Annotated in this window: 17 protein-coding genes and 1 other annotated feature; of the genes, 16 read left to right on the forward strand and 1 reads right to left on the reverse strand. The window is 42.2% G+C overall.

Annotation, left to right across the window (positions count from 1 at the left end; genetic code table 11):
* The 7 genes from GOP56_RS22005 to GOP56_RS22035 all read left to right on the forward strand — a co-directional run bounded on the left by GOP56_RS22005 (window position 1) and on the right by GOP56_RS22035 (window position 10,165).
* The gene (locus tag GOP56_RS22005) at window positions 1–1,062 is read left to right on the forward strand and encodes a siroheme decarboxylase subunit alpha (protein WP_096887667.1); all 1,062 of its coding nucleotides are present in this window, start codon (window positions 1–3) and stop codon (window positions 1,060–1,062) included.
* Window positions 1,063–1,211: 149 nt separating this feature from the next.
* The gene (gene hemL, locus GOP56_RS22010) at window positions 1,212–2,504 is read left to right on the forward strand and encodes a glutamate-1-semialdehyde 2,1-aminomutase (RefSeq protein ID WP_163246647.1); all 1,293 of its coding nucleotides are present in this window, start codon (window positions 1,212–1,214) and stop codon (window positions 2,502–2,504) included.
* A gap of 180 nt (window positions 2,505–2,684) precedes the next feature.
* Entirely contained in the window at window positions 2,685–3,140 is a 456-nt protein-coding gene (locus tag GOP56_RS22015; protein WP_003334878.1) for an NUDIX hydrolase, read from the forward strand.
* Window position 3,141: 1 nt separating this feature from the next.
* Complete coding sequence (locus tag GOP56_RS22020; RefSeq protein ID WP_003338852.1) at window positions 3,142–4,056, forward strand: NAD-dependent epimerase/dehydratase family protein; 915 nt, start codon at window positions 3,142–3,144, stop codon at window positions 4,054–4,056.
* Between the two features lie 201 nt (window positions 4,057–4,257).
* Complete coding sequence (locus GOP56_RS22025) at window positions 4,258–8,175, forward strand: LysM peptidoglycan-binding domain-containing protein (RefSeq protein ID WP_163246648.1); 3,918 nt, start codon at window positions 4,258–4,260, stop codon at window positions 8,173–8,175.
* A gap of 14 nt (window positions 8,176–8,189) precedes the next feature.
* Entirely contained in the window at window positions 8,190–9,173 is a 984-nt protein-coding gene (locus tag GOP56_RS22030) for an aminoglycoside phosphotransferase/kinase family protein (protein ID WP_003346006.1), read from the forward strand.
* Window positions 9,170–10,165, forward strand: coding sequence for a protein kinase family protein (locus GOP56_RS22035; RefSeq protein ID WP_163246649.1), 996 nt, complete (start codon window positions 9,170–9,172; stop codon window positions 10,163–10,165). The genes GOP56_RS22030 and GOP56_RS22035 overlap by 4 nt, the downstream gene beginning before the upstream one ends.
* Window positions 10,166–10,232: 67 nt before the next feature.
* Here GOP56_RS22035 and GOP56_RS22040 read toward each other — a convergent pair whose 3' ends face one another.
* Complete coding sequence (locus GOP56_RS22040) at window positions 10,233–10,418, reverse strand: hypothetical protein (RefSeq protein ID WP_003346010.1); 186 nt, start codon at window positions 10,416–10,418, stop codon at window positions 10,233–10,235.
* 137 nt (window positions 10,419–10,555) lie between these two features.
* Between GOP56_RS22040 and GOP56_RS22045 the strand changes: the two genes are divergently transcribed.
* The 9 genes from GOP56_RS22045 to radC all read left to right on the forward strand — a co-directional run bounded on the left by GOP56_RS22045 (window position 10,556) and on the right by radC (window position 21,427).
* Window positions 10,556–11,419: a YitT family protein gene (locus tag GOP56_RS22045; protein WP_003338405.1), complete on the forward strand. Its 864-nt coding sequence runs from the start codon at window positions 10,556–10,558 to the stop codon at window positions 11,417–11,419.
* A 134-nt stretch (window positions 11,420–11,553) separates the two neighbouring features.
* Window positions 11,554–11,830 (forward strand) — a binding site (T-box leader).
* Window positions 11,831–11,891: 61 nt separating this feature from the next.
* A complete protein-coding gene (locus tag GOP56_RS22050) occupies window positions 11,892–14,558 on the forward strand; it encodes a valine--tRNA ligase (protein WP_121473656.1) in 2,667 nt (888 codons plus the stop codon).
* A gap of 51 nt (window positions 14,559–14,609) precedes the next feature.
* Window positions 14,610–15,980: a bifunctional folylpolyglutamate synthase/dihydrofolate synthase gene (locus GOP56_RS22055; protein ID WP_163246650.1), complete on the forward strand. Its 1,371-nt coding sequence runs from the start codon at window positions 14,610–14,612 to the stop codon at window positions 15,978–15,980.
* A gap of 1 nt (window position 15,981) precedes the next feature.
* Window positions 15,982–17,388, forward strand: a complete 1,407-nt coding sequence (gene murC / locus GOP56_RS22060; protein ID WP_163246651.1) for a UDP-N-acetylmuramate--L-alanine ligase — start codon at window positions 15,982–15,984, stop codon at window positions 17,386–17,388.
* A 138-nt stretch (window positions 17,389–17,526) separates the two neighbouring features.
* Complete coding sequence (locus tag GOP56_RS22065) at window positions 17,527–18,045, forward strand: prepilin peptidase (protein WP_163246652.1); 519 nt, start codon at window positions 17,527–17,529, stop codon at window positions 18,043–18,045.
* A 70-nt stretch (window positions 18,046–18,115) separates the two neighbouring features.
* Window positions 18,116–19,636, forward strand: a complete 1,521-nt coding sequence (locus GOP56_RS22070) for a sporulation protein (RefSeq protein ID WP_163246653.1) — start codon at window positions 18,116–18,118, stop codon at window positions 19,634–19,636.
* A 299-nt stretch (window positions 19,637–19,935) separates the two neighbouring features.
* Window positions 19,936–20,064, forward strand: coding sequence for a DUF4321 domain-containing protein (locus GOP56_RS24110; RefSeq protein ID WP_231929217.1), 129 nt, complete (start codon window positions 19,936–19,938; stop codon window positions 20,062–20,064).
* Between the two features lie 11 nt (window positions 20,065–20,075).
* A complete protein-coding gene (locus tag GOP56_RS22080) occupies window positions 20,076–20,666 on the forward strand; it encodes a Maf family protein (RefSeq protein WP_022585802.1) in 591 nt (196 codons plus the stop codon).
* Between the two features lie 71 nt (window positions 20,667–20,737).
* Window positions 20,738–21,427, forward strand: coding sequence for a RadC family protein (radC, locus tag GOP56_RS22085; RefSeq protein ID WP_163246654.1), 690 nt, complete (start codon window positions 20,738–20,740; stop codon window positions 21,425–21,427).
* Window positions 21,428–21,521 lie beyond the last annotated feature (94 nt).

Consider the following 21,521-nt stretch of genomic DNA (forward strand, 5'->3'; position numbering starts at 1 on the left):
ATGTCGGTTGACTTATTAGACGCGTTAGATAAAGAGATTTTGGATGCCATACAAAAAGAGATTCCATTGGTTCCTGAACCATTTAAGGTTATGGCAAAAAATTTAGGGACAACAGAAGAAGAGTTAATGGCTCGCCTGGAAAAAATGAAAGGTGATTCTATCCGTCAAATCTCTGCTATTTGTGATACAAAAGCATTAGGATATAAATCAAGTCTTGTAGCGGCTCGGATTGCTCCTGATAAATTAGATGAAATGGCTGTAAAGATTTTTAACTCCCATCCGGGTATTACACATAACTATAAACGCAACCATGACTTTAACCTGTGGTTTACGATTGCTCTACCTCCGAACAGTCGTTTTGGGTTGGAAAAAACGGTTGAAATCCTAGGAGAATTGTCTAATGTGGAATCGATTCGCATTCTACCTACTCTAAAACTATTTAAAATCGGAGTACAACTAGATGTGAAAAAAGAGGCAGATGCGAATACAAAATCTGCTCCAACTTACACAGAAGAAATGCGCCAGGCAGCGATTGATCTTGGGATCACTGATGAAGATATCAAGGTGATTATCGAACTGCAAAAGGATTTGCCAATTGTATCGCGTCCATTTGATGAATGGGCAAAGAATGCTGGCATGACAACAGAGGAATTATTGAACCACGCGAAAGTATTGGTAGACCGTGGCCAAATGCGTCGTTTCTCTGCGGTACTAAACCACCGCAAAGCTGGATTCCGTGCAAATGGGATGGGTGTATGGAACGTACCAGCTGAACAAGCAGAGGAAATTGGAATGAAAATGGGTTCCTTCCGAGCGGTTAGCCATTGCTATTTACGTCCTACCTATCCAGATTGGAAGTACAGCATCTTTACGATGGTACATGGTCGTGATAAGGAAGAGTGTGAATCAATCCTACAAGCCATTGAGGATGAAACAGGTATCACTGACCGTATTACATTGTACTCTACGAAGGAATACAAGAAAACACGCGTATCCTATTTTACACCTGAGATTTATGAATGGGAAAATGAGATGGCGGCAAAACTGGGATTGGATAAGTAATCGCGCACAATATCCGATAGCATGGAATGCATGCGCTGTTTCCTGATAAGGAGCATATTGTCATAACAGGAAAACGCTTGTTTGATCACCTTCAAACAAGCGTTTTTTCTACCAGTTTCACGATAACAGATTCTAATGGGGTGAGTGGAATGACTCGACAATTCACGAAATCAATCGAACTACATAAAGAAGCGGTACAATACATTCCCGGTGGGGTTAATAGTCCTGTGCGTGCATTTAAAAGCGTAGGGGGCAATCCTATTTATATTGAAAAAGGGGAAGGTTCCCGTATTACAGATGTTGATGGGCATACTTATATTGATTATATTGGCTCCTGGGGACCTTTGATTTTGGGGCATGCTCATCCAAAAGTATTGCAGGCGATTAGTGAAACTGCTTTACTGGGTACTAGCTTTGGGGCACCTACAGAACGTGAAACCACAATGGCAAAGCTAGTGTGTGACATTGTTCCTTCAGTAGAAGTTGTGAGAATGGTAAATTCAGGGACTGAAGCAACAATGAGTGCGCTTCGTTTGGCGCGTGGGTACACAAAGCGTGATAAAATTATGAAGTTTGAAGGCTGTTATCATGGCCACGCGGACAGTTTACTGATTAAGGCTGGTTCGGGTGTTGCCACCTTAGGCCTGCCGGATAGCCCTGGTGTGCCTGAAACAACTGCAGTAAATACGATTACGGTACCATATAATGACATCGATAGTGTACGCCTTGCCTTTGAAAAATTCGGCTCAGAATTAGCTGCTGTTATTGTAGAACCAATTGGCGGAAACATGGGTGTAGTACCACCTCAGCCGGGCTTTCTAGAGGAACTGCGTAGCATTACGGAAAAACATGGTACTGTACTGATCTTTGATGAAGTAATGACAGGCTTCCGTGTAGCTCGCGGCGGTGCGCAAGACTTGTATCGTATCACACCTGATTTAACCACGATGGGTAAGGTCATTGGTGGCGGTTTGCCAGTCGGTGCATACGGTGGGAAACGTGAGATTATGCAGCATGTAGCTCCAGCGGGAAGTGTGTATCAAGCAGGAACCTTATCGGGGAATCCATTAGCAATGGCAGCGGGTATTGCTACATTAATGGAGCTTGGTAAGCCAGGGGTCTACGAACAGCTTGATGCTCGTTCAGCACGACTAGCAGAAGGCTTAGCGGCTAATGCGACTAAATTAGGAATTCCTCATACCGTAAATCGTGTTGGTTCGATGGTATGTTTATTCTTTACAGATACCTCAGTAATCAACTATGAGACAGCTAAAACTGCAGATGTAGATAAATTTTCGCGTTACTTCCAACAGTTGCTGCAAGAAGGGATCATGATTCCACCTTCCCAATTCGAAGGAATGTTTGTCTCCGTTATGCATACAGATGAAGATATTGAAAAGACCATTCAAGCAAGCTATAAGGCAATGGCTACCCTAGTCTAGATGAGATGTTTTCAAAGAAGAATATAGATTGTGAAGCAGACAGATGAACTTATCTGTCTGTTTTTTTGTATTCATAAAACTTGCTGAAAAAAGTAAAGTTCACCTACTTTTCCTAGCAAGATGATATAATAAACGAGGGGGTTTATCACAAAAAGAAAGGGACACCAAGGGAGGAATGACATGGGAGGAGAGCGATTTACCGCACCAGTCACCGTACATATTTTTTTGCGAAAAGATAACAACATTTTGCTATTAAGACGATATCAGACCGGATACGAAGATGGTAATTACAGTGTTGTAGCCGGTCACCTTGATGGTGGTGAGCAGGTGATAGAAGCTGCGATTCGTGAAGCGCGTGAAGAAGCAGGCATCATCTTAAAGCCTGATCAAGTAACGATAACGGGCATTATGCATCGCTTGTCAAATGATGAGCGTATCGATTTTTTTGTAACGGCAACAGAATGGTCCGGAGAGATTTATAATGCAGAGCCGCATAAATGTGATGAACTAGCATGGTTTTCTATTCATGATCTTCCCCAGAATACCATTTCGTACATAAAAAAAGCGATTGAGCTTTCGGTCAGTCAATCTGACATTTGGTTTAATAGCTATGGATTTGACAATAAGGAGGGATAATGTGCAAACAGCGCTTGTTTTAGGGGGAACTCGTTTTTTTGGAAAAAGGTTGGTTCAGGAGCTTTTGGATAAAGGCATAAAAGTTACCCTTGCAAACCGAGGGATTACCGAAGATCCATTTGGTAAACAGGTAGAGAGAATTATTGTCGACCGTTATGATGAGGAATCCATGCTGTCTGCATTTGAGGATTATGAATTCGATATGATTTTTGATAATATTTGCTATTCATCAGAGGATGCTCGGATCGCTATAAAGGTTTTTACCGATAAAGTGTCCCGTTATATTTTTACATCTACGTTATCTGTTTATGACGAGGCAGACAGATTTGTAACGGAAGAGGATTTTGATCCTTATCACTACCCTGTTGAATATGTGACGCGACAAGAAACATCCTATAAGGAAGGCAAACGTTTGGCCGAAGCTGTGTTCTTTCAAGAAGCTCCTTTTCCTGTAGCAGCCATTCGTTTTCCGATCGTTCTGGGGGATGATGATTATACGCGTCGCTTGCATTTTCACGTAGAGCATGTGATGAAACAATGGACGATCGGGATTCCAAACCTAGATGCAACTATTGGGTTTATTCCAGCTAACCAAGCTGCACGCTTTTTGCTATGGGCTGCTGAAGAGGAGCTGGAAGGGACCTTTAATGCTTGCTCTCATGGGGGTATTACATTAAAAGGACTTATCAGTCTGATTGAAGATAGTACAGGCAAACAAGCTATTATTATGTCAGAAACAGCAGATGAACATATGTCTCCGTTCGGGATAACCCAATCAGTATGGTGCATGAGTAACGAAAAGGCAAAGGAGACAGGCTTTTTATTCGTTCCTTTACAAGAATGGCTACCATCACTTATTCAGAGAATCACGAAAACATTCGAAAAAGAAGAGAGTTATTTAAGTAATCATGAGTAAATATGTACGATCATCTAAAAGAGGCTGGTTGTACGTTTTAATGAGAAGTCCCGTTTTACCTATTAAGGTAGAGCGGGATTTTTTTTGATCCGACTAGCTAAGACGTAACCTTATGCCAAATCATTCTCTTATGTTCTATTTTTGTTGCTCTGTCCATATAGATATAGGGAAATGCTTGTGGAGCTGAAAGGAGGAGCAGGTGTGTCTGTACAAGATGGACTGTTATCGTTTCAAATGAAAGAGACTATATTTCTCTCATCAGATAAACCAGAAATTGAAGAGCTACGGGAACTGGAGTTATTACCCGATTTAGAGATAAGGGAAAATGATTATGAGATTACGATATGTGGGTCCTTACAACTGCGAGGCAAGTATGTGCCGACCAAGAACGCCAATGCAAATGGCGGAACGGACACCTTGGTTTCGGCAATGAGATTTACTCCGTTGCAGTTGGAACAAGGAGATGCTAGCGTTTTTTTCTCTGATGAAGAGGCGGAGATCATGCATCGTATCCCAATAAGTATCTCTGTTCCTATTTCTAGAACCAAAGAGGTTTCTGATATTCATGGGATTATTGATAGTTTTGATTATGAGATAAAAGGCCCTAAACAATTGCTAATTACCGCTGACCTGATAATAGATGGAATCCAGCTAAAGAATGAACAGGAGATTCGTGCTGAGCAGCAATCGCAAAAATCACCTGACACCTGGGAATATATACAAGTAGCTGACGATGAGAGTGAAGAACAGGGATATCAGCATGTCACTATTGATGATCTAGAACGAAAGCTGACCGCTCTAGAGAAAGAAGTAGAGTCTCAATTGGAACATCAGAACGAAGACGGACAAGAATTGATAGATGAGATTGCGCATGCAGAGTACCAGCAAAATGAACAGTACGAGCAATATGGGCAAAATAATCAATATTATCAATACGAGCAAAATGCGCAAAATGATCAATATCATCAATACGAACATAGTGCGCAAAATGATCAATATCATCAATACGAACCTAATGCGCAAAATGATCAATATCAACAATACGAGCATAGTGCGCAAAATGATCAATATCAACAATACGAGCATAGTGCGCAAAATGATCAATATCATCAATACGAACATAGTGCGCAAAATGATCAATATCATCAATACGAGCATAGTGCGCAAAATGATCAATATCATCAATACGAACCTAATGCGCAAAATGATCAATATCAACAATACGAGCATAGTGCGCAAAATGATCAATATCAACAATACGAGCATAGTGCGCAAAATGATCAATATCATCAATACGAACATAGTGCGCAAAATGATCAATATCAACAATACGAGCATAGTGCGCAAAATGATCAATATCAACAATACGAGCATAATGCACAAAATGACCAATATCATCAATACGAGCAATATGAGCAATATGAGCAAATTAATCAAAATAATCCGTTTGATCAATTCGAGAAAACCAACCAATACCAGCCATATCAACCATTTCCGGGTTTTCAGATGCAGTCAGAAGATATAGCTCAAAATAACTGGGATCAAGATTCGGCGACACGGTTTCGTTATCAGCATCCACAATATGAAGCATATGAAACAGCAGCTGATGAAGCAGAACGGGAAGAAATCGATGAAATCCAGCAATCAGGCAATGGACCTTATCAAGCATATTCAAATCTACAAGCAGATTTCAAAGGACAGCAATCACCTTACGAACATGGATTTCACCCAATTTCTAGGCCAGAACCCCCGCAGTATGCACCGCCGTATGGTACACCGCCGTTTTATCAAACAAATTCTTACCAGCAGGGATCAGGACACCAGGGACCGGGCCGCGGATTAGGTGCAGACTCGAACCCTATTCCTTTTGCCCCACCACCTCCAAATCCATTTCAGCCGATGGCAGGGCCGTTTTATCAACAGCAGCCACCACAATATCCGTTTGCCCAGATGCCACCATATGCACCACCACAACAAATGTTTTATCAACCACCTCCATTTCCACCTGGCCCAGTCCCTCAACCTGTTGCTGGCATGCAGTACCAACCTGAGCATATCGCTAAATCTCTATATCAAGCTTCGTATCAGCCGCTTAATCCTAATGAATATGTGAATGAGTCAGTGGAAGATCAGGAGGTAATGACTGATGGTGTGTATGTAGAACCTGTCTCCTATCATGAGCAGGTTGAAACAGAAGTAGATATAGAGGAGAAGGAGAGAGAATCTTTTTACGAAGAAGTTACTTTTAAGGAGGAGTCACCTCACCTTGAGCAATCTGCATCATTTGAATTAATTGCAGAGCATCAGGAAACATCTAGAGAGCCAAAGGAAGCTGTTGCAAGGCACCAAGAGACCGTTCCAGAGCTAAAAGAAGCCGTTGCAAAACCGCAAGAGACAGTTGCCGAACCAAAAGAAGTTGCTGAAAAACGCCAAGAAACCGTTCCGGAGCCAAAAGAAGCCATTGCAAAACCGCAAGAAATAGCTCCAGAGCCAAAAGAAGCCGTTGCAAAAACCCAAGAGACAGTTGCCGAACCAAAAGAGGTTGCTGAAAAACACCAAGAAACCGTTCCGGAGCCAAAGGAAGCCGTTGCAAAAACCCAAGAGACAGTTGCCGAACCAAAAGAAGTTGCTGAAAACCGCCAAGAAACCGTTCCAGAGCCAAAAGAAGCCGTTGCAAAACCGCAAGAAATAGCTCCAGAGCCAAAAGAAGCCGTTGCAAAAACCCAAGAGACAGTTGCCGAACCAAAAGAAGTTGCTGAAAAGCGTCAAGAAACCGTTCCAGAGCCAAAAGAAGCTATTGCAAAACCGCAAGAAATAGCTCCAGAGCTAAAGGAAGCCGTTGTAAAATCCCAAGAGACAGTTGCCGAACCAAAAGAAGTTGCTGAAAACCGCCAAGAAACCGTTCCGGAGCCAAAAGAAGCTATTGCAAAACCGCAAGAAATAGCTCCAGAGCCAAAAGAAGCCGTTGCAAAAACCCAAGAGACAGTTGCCGAACCAAAAGAAGTTGCTGAAAACCGCCAAGAAACCGTTCCGGAGCCAAAAGAAGCCGTTGGAAAACCGCAAGAAATAGCTCCAGAGCCAAAAGAAGCGGTTGCAAAATCCCAAGAGACGGTTGCCGAACTAAAAGAAGTTGCTGAAAACCGCCAAGAAACCGTTCCAGAGCCAAAAGAAGCGGTTGCAAAACCGCAAGAAATAGCTCCAGAGCCAAAAGAAGCCGTTGCAAAAACCCAAGAGACAGTTGCCGAACTAAAAGAAGTTGCTGAAAACCGCCAAGAAGTAGCTTCAGAGCCAGAAGAAGCCGTTGCCAAACGCCAAGAAGTAGCTCCAAAACCAAAAGAAGCTGCAACGAAACACCCGGAAGTAACTCCAGAACCAAAAGAAGTTGTTGCGAAACAACATGAAGAACGGATAGAGAATCATCACTCTCAATCAACGGTGCAATTAGTTGAGGGGAGTGAAGAAGATCAGGTAGACATAACCACAGCAGCAAAAAAAGAAGCAATAACAGAAAGAGTAACAGAAACAGCAACAGAAACTGCCAAAGTACATGTCGAACTAGATGAAAATAAGGTGAAAGTTCATACAGCAGATTATGATCAGGAGCAACAAGAGCCTACTATCAGGACGGAATTAAGCACAGAAGAAGAGGCAACTGTGCTCATGGCTCAATTGGAGAAGGAAGAAGCAAAATCGGCAGAGGAAAATACAGCATCCCAAGTTGAACAGGAAAAAGAAATGAAGGTTGCAATTGGCTCAAAAAACAATCATAAAGAGCAAAATGAAATGATGAACTTCTCCAATATTCTCTCACACTTACATGGAAATGAGAAAAATAAAAATCTGCGTGAGGAGAGTAAACAAGAGGAGGAGCTTTCAGAGCAAACGAAAGCAAAACGTGATACCAGTAGTTCACGTAAAGATGCATTAGGGAATCTAACTTCATTTGTTCAAGATCGCACAGAAAAATTCAGTAAATTGAAAATGTGCATTATCCAAAAAAATGATACCTTAGATTCTATTGCACAGCGGTATGAAATGTCCGTGAGCAAAATTAAAGAAGCAAATCGAATGTCAACAGATCGGGTAGAAGAGGGGCAAATTCTTTACATTCCGCAATAAGGGGAGAGAAGGGCATGGCAAAGGAACAATTAGATATTTCCCCCATCTGCAAACGATATAAACTGAAAACGACCAAAATAACACCAAAAGTGGATTACTATTTAATAGAAACAAACAGGGGAACCAAAGAGGTAAGGGTATGGCCTCGTATAGAATATATGCGTTGGTCTTACGGATGGCGTGAGCAAATGGCGCGTCAGGGGGTTAAAAACGTAGAACGATTTATTCGTACCAAAGATTCGAAGCCTTATATAGTATCAAATAAAAAGGGTTATAGCATGATGGACCACCATCGCGTAGAAGAACCTATCGCCTACACCACTGATAACATGCTGGAATGTGGTCGTATAACAGCGCAAATGCATTTAGCCCAACAAGCGCAATCCCTCCAAATTGGTGGAGAATTGTTGAAACGAGAACAATTACATGCACAGCAAGGGCTGGATCGGACAAAAAAATTTTTAAAGCAGTGGGAACGAGATCGTAATGCCAAGAAGCGCAATAAATGGGGAAGCTTGTTTCCGTCAATCTTAGAACGGATGGAGCGCAGTGCTACCTTGATTCAGAGCGTATCCTTACCAGATGAAGTACTTGCAGCTTCTCATAAGGACTTATCACGGAAGAATTGGGTAATGGTTGACGATCAAGTGTTTTTGCGAGGCTTTTATAAAACCTCTCTCACTGTTCAGCATAAGGATACAGCAAGCTTTTTACAGGAGATTGCATTGGATGGTGGAGATCCGGCATTGGTTGACGCCTTTCTAGATGGTTATGAAGAGGTAAAACCATTGAATTATGAAGAGTTTCGTTTACTACTCTCCTTTATGGCCTATCCGCATGAATTGTGGAAAACGTTGGAAAAGGTTCTTCAAGCTAGCACAAAAGAGGATAAACAAGCAGCAGAGGATGTCAAACAATCAGTCATGCGACAGCGAGAATTGGATTATCATCTGCAACGCTTGGCGAAGCGAGCAGAGCGGGGACGGCAATCGTCATGAGTCAGTACGATCAACTCTTTCCCTTGTTTAACGAGTACGATATGTATGTACAATCAATTGAGTTGGTTAAAGCTCCAAGTGTATTCAAAGGGGTTACTCCAAATGGGTGTTATTCCTGCAAAAAAACAGCCACACCGGCCACTCGCCTACTTTATGTGGGTGGCGTATTGAGGCATTTGGAGCAAAGAGGCTGGGATGGTGCTATCCCTCTTTTATATACCAAAATTGATGAGCCATATGTAAAGCAAGGGGGAGAGGTCTATTATTTAACCCAATGGGAGGACAGTGTCTCAATTTCCAAAGCGAATCTGTCCAGCTGGGCTTCGGGCACAGTTGTTCGATTGGCGGAGTTTCATCAGCTAACGCAAAATTACCGAATTGAAGATCCAAAGCAGGTGGAGCCGCTCGTTGATGCCCTAATTAATAGATGGCAAAGCTGGATTCGTCAATTGGCTATGTTCCGTGATCTCGCTAATGAACGTGATTATGCATCTCCGTTTGATGTGGCGTTTTTAGCAAATCATACTTTTATTGCTGACATTGCTAATCAAGCCTTGGAAAATTTACGAATTTGGCGAAGACGACACGAAACAAGCAATCAATTTCGACTCTCGCTCATCCATGGTTATCCAGATCCAAGTCATACGGTTATGAATGAGAGCGGCAAAGTGCGTTTACTAAATTTTGACCGAACGGTGTTCGATACCCCCATTCGTGATGTAGCGGTAATGCTACGTAATTATTTTCAGCTCGGGGGGGAAAGTAAAACAGCAACTGATCTTTTTGAACAGTATAGTGAAGTGTTTCCCCTTCGACCAGAAGAGATTTCGCTGCTACGATACTTTTTGCAATATCCTGAGAGGATCATGCGTAATCTGGAGTCCTACTATAATCGACGGTACGAATGGACGGAGCTATATGCAGTTAAACGATTGGAAAAGGATTTGGATCGGCTGGTGAGCTTAAATAGATGGACCAATCAAGCATTTTGATTTAGACGCCTTCTTGGGAAAAGGAGGCGTTTTTTTGCATGATGGGTGGGTAAACATAATGACGTGACTACAGCCAATCCATCGAGAATGCGGCATAAGAAATGGCGAGGAAGCCGAGGATTAATACATCGAGAGAGGTGGGCAATAGTAAGGTTCTAATAAACTGAAAGGCTGTAAAAGGCAATAGAAACTGCTTATAAGAAGCTTTTACATTGTGTAGAAAAGAACTGTATTTAAAGCGTCGCCAATTCATAATGATCACCCCTTACTGCACAGTGTATGCAGTATGCGGATAGAGGGTGAAGCCCAGCAGCACTTTATGAATCGTTTCTTTACATGAATTGCAGTAAAATATAAAAAAACAAATAAAGAAGAGAGGATGTGGTTCTTTTGATTGAACATAGAAGGGTTAATACCGTTCAACTATTCAAGAGAGCTTTTTTTATCATTCTAGGGTCCATGATTTTTTCATTTGGACTAGAAGAATTTTTGATTCCCAATCAAGTCATTGATGGAGGAATTACGGGTGTTTCTATTATTTTTAGTCATTTGACAGGCTGGCCAATTGGTCTTTTCTTATTTTTATTAAATATTCCCTTCCTCATTATTGGTTATAAGCACATAGGTAGAACCTTTGCCCTATCTACATTGTTTGGAGTTACGACCATGTCAATTGCTACAAGTTTATTGCACCCAGTCAGCGCTGTTACGAGAGAACCGTTTCTCGCTGCGGTTTATGGTGGCGTATTTTTGGGGATAGGAGTAGGCTTGGTCATTCGTTATGGTGGGTCGCTGGATGGGACAGAGGTTGTAGCCATTTTGTTTAACAGGAAAACAGCCTTTTCTGTTGGAGAGGTAATCATGTTTTTCAACATATTTATTTTAGGCAGTGCGGGATTTGTATTTGGCTGGAATCAAGCGATGTATTCCTTACTTGCTTACTACATCGCCTACAAAATGATTGAATTAACACTTGAGGGCTTTAACGAATCTAGGTCAGTCTGGATCATTAGTGACAAGCATCGAGAAATTGGTGAAGCTCTGCTAGCAAGGCTAGGACGTGGTGTTACTTATTTGAACGGGGAAGGTGGATATTCTAGAGATAATAAGACAATTATCTTTACCGTTATCACCCGATTGGAAGAGGCCAAATTAAAATCAATTGTAGAAGAATGGGATCAGTCTGCATTTTTAGCCATTGGAAACATTCGTGATGTAAAAGGCGGTCGTTTTAAGAAGGAAGCGATTCATTAAAAGGAACGAAGGCTGTCTGATTTAGAAGGGAAGGTAAATCAAACAGCTTTCGTTTCTGTCTGTAAGCATTCACATTTTTCTCTATTTGACGTACCATTAGGGGTTCGCTATAATATGCTGTATATGATTATATATGCAATGCTATGATTGGAAAGAGTACATATACCCACCTTATCAGAGAGGGAGAATCATTAGCTGCGAGATTCTCTAAGGAGTAGGGATATGGAAAGTCATCCATGAGCAATTCCAATGAAATGAGAAGTAATAAAGTAGTTGGAATCGGCGTCAAACCGTTATCTTGTTAGAGTGAACGCGTGAGTTCCGTACTTTCACATAGTGGGAAATGTATTTGAATGATGACGCGCGTTAACAAAGGTGGTACCGCGAAACAAACTCCTTTTCGTCCTTTGATGATGAGGAGTTTTTTTATTTGCCCATGTAATGATGTGCAATTATAAGGAGGAATAGGTTTATGGCAAACGAACAAGCATCTCTTGATTCACAACTACCAAAAAACTATGATCCAAAGGCAGCGGAGGCCAAATGGTATCCCTACTGGATGGAACAAGAATTTTTTAAAGCGGAGCGCGATCCAAAGAAAGCTCCTTATACGATTGTAATCCCACCTCCAAATGTAACGGGTAAGCTACATTTGGGTCATGCATTGGATACAACGCTACAAGATATTATTACACGTGCTAAGCGTATGCAGGGATACAGTACGCTGTTTCTACCAGGAATGGATCATGCGGGTATCGCAACTCAAACGAAGGTAGAAGCAAACCTGCGTGAAGAGGGCTTAAGCCGTCATGATTTGGGCCGTGAAAAATTTATAGAAAAAGTTTGGGAATGGAAGCATGTCTATGCTAATCATATTCGTGAACAATGGGAAAAACTTGGGCTTGCTCTAGATTACTCACGCGAGCGTTTTACGATGGACGAGGGCTTATCACGTGCCGTTCGTGAAGTGTTTGTTCGCCTCTATGACAAAGGTTTGATCTACCGCGGTAAGCGCATCATTAACTGGGACCCAGCCGCTCGTACAGCCTTGTCTGATATCGAGGTTATTTATAAAGAAGTAAAAGGCGCGCTGCACCACATGCGTTATCCATTAGCTGATGGAAGCGGCTTTATTGAAGTGGCTACAACTCGTCCTGAAACGATGCTAGGCGATACCGCAGTAGCCGTTCACCCAGAGGATGAACGTTATAAAGATTTAGTTGGCAAAATGGTTGTTCTGCCGATTACAGGTCGTGAAATTCCGATTGTTGCGGACGATTATGTAGACCCTGAATTTGGTTCTGGTGCGGTTAAAATTACGCCTGCACACGATCCAAATGACTTTGAGCTGGGTCAACGTCATAATTTGGAACAAATCATTGTCATGGATGAATCAGGGGTAATGAATGAAAATGCTGCTTCCTATAAAGGGCTTGATCGTTTCGCTTGTCGCAAGCAAATTATTAAAGACTTACAAGATCAAGGCGTTATGTTTAAAATCGAGGAGCATATTCATCAGGTTGGACATAGTGAACGAAGTGACGCGGTAGTAGAGCCATACCTATCGACACAATGGTTTGTTAACATGCAGCCTCTTGCAGACGAAGCGCTAAAAAATGCTGCTTCCGAAGACAGTGTTACATTTGTTCCTGAACGTTTTAAAAACACGTACCTGCGCTGGATCGAAAATATTCGTGATTGGTGCATTTCCCGACAATTATGGTGGGGCCACCGTATTCCTGCTTGGTATTGCCAGGATTGTGGCGAGTTGCATGTATCCCGAGTTGATGTTACAGAATGCTGCAAATGTCACTCCAGCAACCTTTCTCAGGATAATGACGTCTTAGATACGTGGTTCAGCTCTGCGTTGTGGCCATTCTCCACATTAGGTTGGCCAGATGAAACGGAAGACATGAAATACTTCTATCCAACTAACGTACTTGTAACAGGCTACGACATCATTTTCTTCTGGGTAGCACGTATGATTTTCAGCGGTTTGGAATTCACTGGTGAGAAGCCATTTGAGCACGTGTTAATCCACGGAATTATCCGCGATTCTGAAGGGCGTAAGATGTCTAAGTCGCTTGGTAACGGGGTTGACCCGATGGAAGTAATCGAGAAGTACGGTGCGGATGCCTTGCGTTTCACATTGGCAACGGGTAATTCCCCGGGTAATGACCAACGTTTTTATTGGGAAAAGGTAGAAGCGAACCGCAATTTTGCAAACAAGATCTGGAATGCTTCACGTTTTGCTTTGATGAATCTACAAGACTTTACGTATGAAGATATCGATTTAACCAAAGAATTATCTGCACCTGATAAATGGATTTTAACCCGTCTTCAAGGAACCATTGTAGATGTTACTCGATTGATGGATGCGTTTGATTTTGGAGAAGCAGGCCGTCTGCTATACAATTTCATCTGGGATGATTTGTGCGACTGGTACATTGAGATGGCTAAATTGCCATTGTACGGTACAGATGAACAAGCGAAAAAAGCAACTCAATCAGTGCTTGTATATGTGCTAGATCAGACGTTGCGTTTGCTACACCCATTCATGCCTTTCATCACGGAAGAAATATGGCAAGCCCTACCGCATCAGGGTGAAAGCATCACAATTGCTGCTTGGCCGCAGGCAAAAGGCGAGTTAACTTTTAACGATGCTGAAGCTGAAATGAGCTTGCTTATGGATATTATCCGCAGCGTGCGTAACATCCGTGCAGAAGTAAACGTGCCAATGTCTAAAAAAATTGAACTAGTAATCAAGGCTAACGATCAACAATCTCTTCAAAGTCTACAACGTGGAGAAGAGTTCTTGGTACGTTTCTGCAACCCTGAAAAACTAGTAATTGGTACTGATTTGGAAGCGCCAGAAAAAGCAATGTCCGCTGTTGTTACTGGTGCAGAGTTATTTTTACCGCTTGCAGGGTTACTTGACTTAGAACAGGAGCGCAAGCGTTTGGAGAAGGAAATTGATACACTAAATAAAGAAGTAGAACGCATCGAGAAAAAGCTGAACAACCCAGGCTTTATGGCAAAAGCTCCCGCAAATGTTATTGAGGAAGAAAAAGCTAAAATGGCAGACTACGCGAACAAGCGTGAAAAGGTCATCGCTCGTTTAGCTGATCTAGAATCCTAAGCTTGTCTGCTTCATTCTTGTCATAATTAAACGATTGGGGTCATACGGTAAATGAAGGCAGATCATATTCTTACTTATGATGAAGCATTGGATTGGCTTCACAGCCTGTTACGTTTTGGACTTAAACCTGGTTTAGAGCGCATGAATTGGATGCTAGAGGAGTTAGGGCATCCTGAACGAAATTTGTTATTTGTTCATGTGGCAGGTACCAATGGAAAAGGCTCTACGTGCACTTTTTTGACACACGTAATGCTGGAAGCGGGAATTAGTGTTGGAACCTTTACTTCCCCATATATCACTGATTTTCGCGAACGTATTCGATTTAATAACCAACTCATTCCACAGGACGACCTTGTTCGTCTTGTGGATGAAATAAAGCCGTTGGTGGGGCGCTGTGAACGGGAAACGGAGTATGGCTGTCCTACTGAGTTTGAGGTTATTACTTTACTGGCGATCTGTTATTTTAGCAGAGTGGTCAGACCTGCGATTGTGATTTGGGAAACGGGGCTTGGTGGACGTTTGGATTCATCGAATGTTGTCCATCCCATCATAAGTGTCATTACCAATGTTGGTCTTGATCATACCAATGTTCTAGGCTCAACGATTGGTGAGATTGCTTTGGAAAAAGCCGGCATAATCAAATCAGGAGTGCCTGTTGTAGTAGGACATCTGCACGAAGAGGCACTTGATGTTATTTCTCGGATTACCAAACAAAAAAACAGCAGGCTTTATAGGCTAGGTAACGAATTTTATTCCAAGCCTCTCTTTACAGAAGCTTCAAGAGGAGCCCAGCATATCGAATATGGTAGTTTATTTCGTCTCAACTCTTCCACATATCAATTGGGGTTACTAGGCAAACATCAGGTACAAAACGCGGGCGTTGCCTTGATGGTTCTAGATCTCATGAGAGAATTCTATGCTTTTTTTGTGGAGGAAGAAGATAGGAAGAAGGGTTTGGCGCAAGCTACATGGCCAGGGCGCTTGGAGATTGTCTCACGAAAACCGTTATGTATGATAGATGGAGCACATAACACGGAAGGTATCACGATGCTAGTCGACAGTTTAACTGAGCTGGCAAGCGATACAAAGCGAGTTCATTTAATGTTCTCTGCTCTTGAGGATAAACCGTTGCCTCAAATGGCTCGGGTTCTTAAAGAGGCGCCGCTCGAATTTGCCAACGTGTATCTCACGAGCTTTGATTTTCCAAGAGCCGCCTCTGTAGATACCTTAGAGGATGCTTTTTTGATGGGTGGCTTTAATCAAGAACAACTGGAACGTGTTGATAATTGGGAAATCACGTTGCGTGAATGGCTGAGCGACGAGACGAAGAGCGATGAGACGTTGCTGATTTGCGGATCACTTTACTTCATCTCTTTGGTACGCTCAATCTTTTTAATCCCCGTAGAACAGGTAGGTGAATAAAGTGGAACCATTGCAACATGTCCACTTCGTCGGAATCGGCGGTTATGGTATGAGTGGAATTGCACGCGTATTAGTTGATTTAGGATATAAAGTAACAGGATCGGATGTAGCGATGAACGATCTTGCCCGAAAGCTACAGGAAAAAGGAGCACAAGTGATTATCGGTCATGATGCTTCTTATATTGATGGGGCAGATATCGTCGTTTATTCCACTAGTATATCGAAAGAAAATCCTGAAGTTGCAGCGGCCCTGGAAAAGGGGATTCCGCTGCTGCATCGTTCACAGATGCTTGCCAAGATTCTAAATGAAAGAACAGGTGTAGCTGTAGCTGGTGCTCATGGTAAAACCACTACAACTTCTATGACAGCTCACATTTTAGAAGCATGTGGCGAGGATCCTACTTTTATTATCGGTGGTGAACTAGTCAACGCTGGTACGAATGCAAAAGCTGGTAAAAGCGACTATGTAGTGGCAGAGGCAGATGAAAGTGACGGCTCCTTTAAGGAATACCATCCAGCATATGCGATTGTAACTAATATTGAGCCAGATCATTTAGAGCATTTTGATGGAGATTTTGCCAACCTAAAAAAGGCTTATGTTCATTTTCTAGGTAACATCAAACCAGATGGTACAGCTATTGTGTGTCTGGATGATCATCATGTACGTGAATTAATGCCTTCAGTTAATCGAAAGGTAATTACCTATTCTATTGACCCTGTATATAGTGGGTCAGCGGATTTTTATGCTACGGAGATTGTATGCGGTGATCTGACTACAACCTATCAGGCATGGCATAAGGATGTTCATTTAGGCGAAGTAATTCTTCACTTCCCAGGCAAGCATAATGTAGCTAACTCCTTAGCAGCCATGATTGTAGCGTTAGAAGCAGGAGTTCCCTTTGAAAAAATCTCACAGGCCTTGAGTACGTTCCGTGGTGCAAAACGTCGTTTCCAAATTATTGGGGATGCACAAGATATTTTAGTGGTTGATGATTATGCTCATCATCCAACAGAAATCATGGCAACATTAAATGGAGCGAAGGCTTGTGGGCGTCGGGTGATCGCAATATTTCAGCCACAGCGCTATACTCGCACGTTTTTCTTGATGGAGGAATTTAGCCGAGCTTTTTCAGAAGCGGACGAAGTGATTATTACGGATATTTTTTCTCCCGCAGGGGAAAAGAAAATCGAAGGGGTATCCTCTGAGATTTTAGTTGATAAAATTAAAGTGAATAGTCATCCGCGTGCACAGTACATCCCTACTAAGGAAGAAGTGCAGCAACAACTGGTGAAGCAATTGCAGCCAGGTGATCTCGTCTTAACAATGGGAGCGGGAGACATTTGGAAATCTGCATATTGGTTCGCTGAGCAATTGCAACAAAAAGTTAAAGAAACACAGGAAAACTGAGCATAAAAGCATTTATTGTCATACTAAACTAGATAGTGGTAACAAAGGAAACTGCCGGATTTGTCTGGCAGTTTTTTTGTCTCTATCTAATGAGCTAGGATACAAATTGAACGTAGTAACAAGCCGAGGCAGGTGTTTATGATGCTACAGTGGGGGTGGCCCATTATATTAGGGGAAGAAGCTGAAATCGAACGACTAATTTGCTGGATCTGCGGGGGGTTACTAGGAGTGATTTGCTTTTCGGATATAAGGAAACGCCTGATCCCTAATTCTATTGTTTTGCCCGCTATTTTTACATTTTTATGTGTACGTGTGATTCATCCATTAGAAAAAGAGACATTTACAACGCATATGTTAGCTATGTTATTGGCTTTTGTGCTTTTATATGTAACAGCAATTGTTACGAAAGGAGGACTGGGAGGAGGAGATATTAAGTTAGCAGCCTTATTAGGATTAATTGTAGGGAGGACCTATATAATTTCTCTGTTGCTCGTAGCCGGGATTAGCACAATCGCACTTGCGATTCTATTAGCTCGACAGCCGCGAATAAGAAAGGAAGGAATGCCATTTGCCTGTTGTTTGACAATTGGCTGGTTGTTTACGTATGTAGGCAGGATAGATGTGCTGCATGTCTATGCTATATTTTTTCTTCCCTGAGCAGTCATAACTTGTTAGGTCTGTTCGTAAACTAGTAGTACTAGAGTTAAGAGAACGAGGAGGACCTACTATGAGCGGACAACCTTCCAATCGAATATCTATAAAACTATCACCTGTCATCCCGCCCCAAAATAAGATGGGGGCAAATACACCTGTACAAAATATGCAGGTAAAAGAACAGAAGCATGACAAAAAAACACAGCCAGAAAAGGCCGCAGATACTAAGGTAGTACATGGAAAAATACGGGAGCTAGTAGGCGATGACAATAAAGAAACAAGGCAAGAATATGGCGAGCAGCAAGCGAAGGAGGCAGAGCTGGAATTAGCTGAGGCAATGAGTAGATTGGGGAAGCTGGAGGAACAAAACCTACCCACTCATACGAGTAAGGAACAGTTCCTAGCTGAATTGTCTAAAGCTGAGCGCTTATTGGAAAAAGAAGAGCAGGATAAATCGTTTGTAGAAGGTCGGCTGGGTGAAGAGGGATATCAGAGCCCATATTACGAGGGGGTTTATCCCTCTGATTGGGAGCAAGAATCAAGGAAGCCGGCATGGTGGGAAAAACTAATAAAAAATCAAAGCCATATGTCAAAGCGACCTATTTTACGAGTATTTCTTACGACAATAAGTGCCGTTATCCTTGGAGTGTTATTTGGCTTTATTGTTTTAAATATCTTCGTACAAGAACAGCTAGTGCATCCCTCACAGGCGGGTGCTACAGTGCCGAAATCAACGGAAGCCACACAGAATTCTGCTGCTACTTCTGAAGGGACGAGTGCATTCAATGAAAAAGCTATTCCCGTAAATGGTGAGCGTCAGCCTAATGAATCAAATGATGCACGAGAAGCGGGCTTGTCTAAAGAAGGAGCGTCACAGCAGGTGAGATCGCCACTTGGCTCTACTAGTCAGAAATCAGATGCCGTGCTTGCAACCGTCCAATTTCCAGAACAAAACTATTACATGGTTCAAATGGGGGTGTTTACTGACCCAAAAGCAGCCGAGCCCGCTATTGCCTCTCTCGACGAAAAGGGATTACCTCATTTTCTTTATCCAATCGAAGGAAGACTTCATTTATTTACGGGAGTATCGCCAAGTCGTGATGCCATTTTGGGATTGGCAGATAATTTCAGACAAAAGCAAATGGAAGTCTATGTAAAAGAAGTGAAGCTACCAGCTACAGAGAAACAAGTTCAGATTGTCCCTACCTCCCCTTTAGAAGTAGGTGCTTCCTCTGATAAAGGGGTTGTTAATGCTTTTATCAAATCGGGAATAGATATCATTCAACAGCTTTCTACTTTATCCAGTCAAGTGGTTAATACAGATAAGCAAAAAGTACAGCCGCTTACAGCAGAGCAAGAAGCTAAGCTCAAAAGGATGCATGTCGCCTTTTTAGATAATAGTAGAGCAACACAGCAGGCCTTGTCACAAAAGGAGCAAGTCTATATAGCGGGGATGGTGCAGGGGATGAATCAGGCAATGAGTACGATGACCCAACTAAAAACGGGCAATGCAGAGCCATATGCTTGGCAGGTACAAAAAGGAATTATGCAATATTTACATTATTATGCTACATGGATGAAGGAGACGAATTAGGAAAATGGCTTTGTTTGCAAAAGGTTTCTTGCAAACAAGGTCTTTCTTTCGTTATGATCATAAAAATAAATCTGAAAATCAACTGCTTCGGTAGTTGTCTCTTGATGTCAAGTTTTGCTACACTTAGGTGTGATTATAACGACTTTCTTCCAAAAAACAACGATGAAAAAACGAGGGTAGAGAGAATGACGGGGAAAGAATTTGTAATTTTATTGATTGTCCTGTTATCAGGTCTCTTGTTTGGTAGTCTATTAGGGCAAATATTAGGTCCTTGGATTCCTTTTCTTCGAGAGAGTAAGATGTTAACATGGAGTCCTGCGGCAGATTTGGACATTTTGAAGTACAATCTTCATTTTGAGGTAAAACTAAACCTAGCCAGTATCGGAGGGCTTGTTCTCGCTTTTTGGATATATAAGAAAATTCGATAGGGGGAGATAAAATGAATCCAGAACAGCCAATCGTATTAGCTTCTTCTTCCCCGCGACGTCAAGAATTGCTGGCATGCTTGGGCTTGCCTTTTCGCGTTCAGGTGAGCAATGTAGATGAGACGATATCTGAAGAGATTGCGCCAGAAGAAATCGTAAAAATCTTATCTCATAGAAAAGCAGATGCAGTTGCCAAAAATTTGTCATTTGGTCTAGTTATTGGCTCTGATACAATTGTTGTGCTAGACGGACAGGTATTGGGAAAACCGCATGATGAAGAGGATGCATTTCGGATGCTCACTTCATTACAAGGGCGCGAGCATGAAGTATTCAGCGGCCTAGCTATTATTGATGTTTCAACTGGGAAAACAGCACTTGATTATTCATCTACAAGGGTTAAAATGCGTACAATGACAGATCAGGAGATACGTGGATATATCGCCAGTAAAGAACCAATGGATAAAGCAGGTTCCTATGCTATACAGGGCCTTGGATCGACGATTGTAGAACGAATTGAGGGCGATTATTTTACGGTAGTGGGACTACCGCTCAATCGCTTGGCCCAGATGCTTACTCAATTTGGAATTTCCCTGTTAAACAAGTAGGTGTTCCTCTTAGATTGCTTCTCCATGATAACAGCCGCTTGGCAGGAATGAAGGAAGGGGCAAAATAAGAGATGAACTGTAACAATTTTAAGTTAAAAAACGTCCCTACATATGAGCGTCCGCGCGAACGTTTGTTAAGGCAAGGGTCTGGTGCTTTATCTGATGTCGAACTCTTAGCGATTTTACTTCGGACTGGCACAGAAAAAGATCCAGTCCATAGGGTAGCGCAGCGCTTATTAGCTGTGTTTGGTGATTTGCAACAACTTGCAGCAGCTACTAATGAAGAGCTGACAGATATCAACGGGATTGGTCCCGTTAAGGCTGTGGAAATACAGGCAGCGCTGGAGTTAGGACGAAGATCTGCCATTAAAGCTCGAGATATTCGTATCAGTATCCGCTTGCCAAAAGATGTAGCAGATTTTATGATGCCGGAAATGGCTGGTCTCGTACAAGAACATTTTGTATGCCTCTTTTTAAATACGAAAAATCAGGTGATTGGGAAGAAAACAGTTTTTGTGGGAAGCTTAGATTCTTCTATTGTTCATCCACGGGATATTTACCGCGAAGCAATTAAACGTTCTTGTGCCTCTATAATCTGTTTGCATAATCATCCAAGCGGAGATCCTGCTCCAAGCAAAGAGGATATTAATGTGACTAAAATTCTGCTCCAAGCAGGAGATTTAGTAGGAATCCCTCTTTTGGATCATCTTATTATTGGAGATGGTCATTACGTTAGTTTAAAAGAACAGGGATATATGTAACACGTACCCTTTCACAAAACAAATAATACCTGTCTGTCAGCGGAAGCATCCTAGGAAAATGACCGTTTTGACAAAATGGAAGGAGATTTTCAAT

The sequence above is a fragment of the Brevibacillus sp. 7WMA2 genome (assembly GCF_010748895.1).
In the GTDB taxonomy this organism is placed as follows: domain Bacteria; phylum Bacillota; class Bacilli; order Brevibacillales; family Brevibacillaceae; genus Brevibacillus_B; species Brevibacillus_B halotolerans.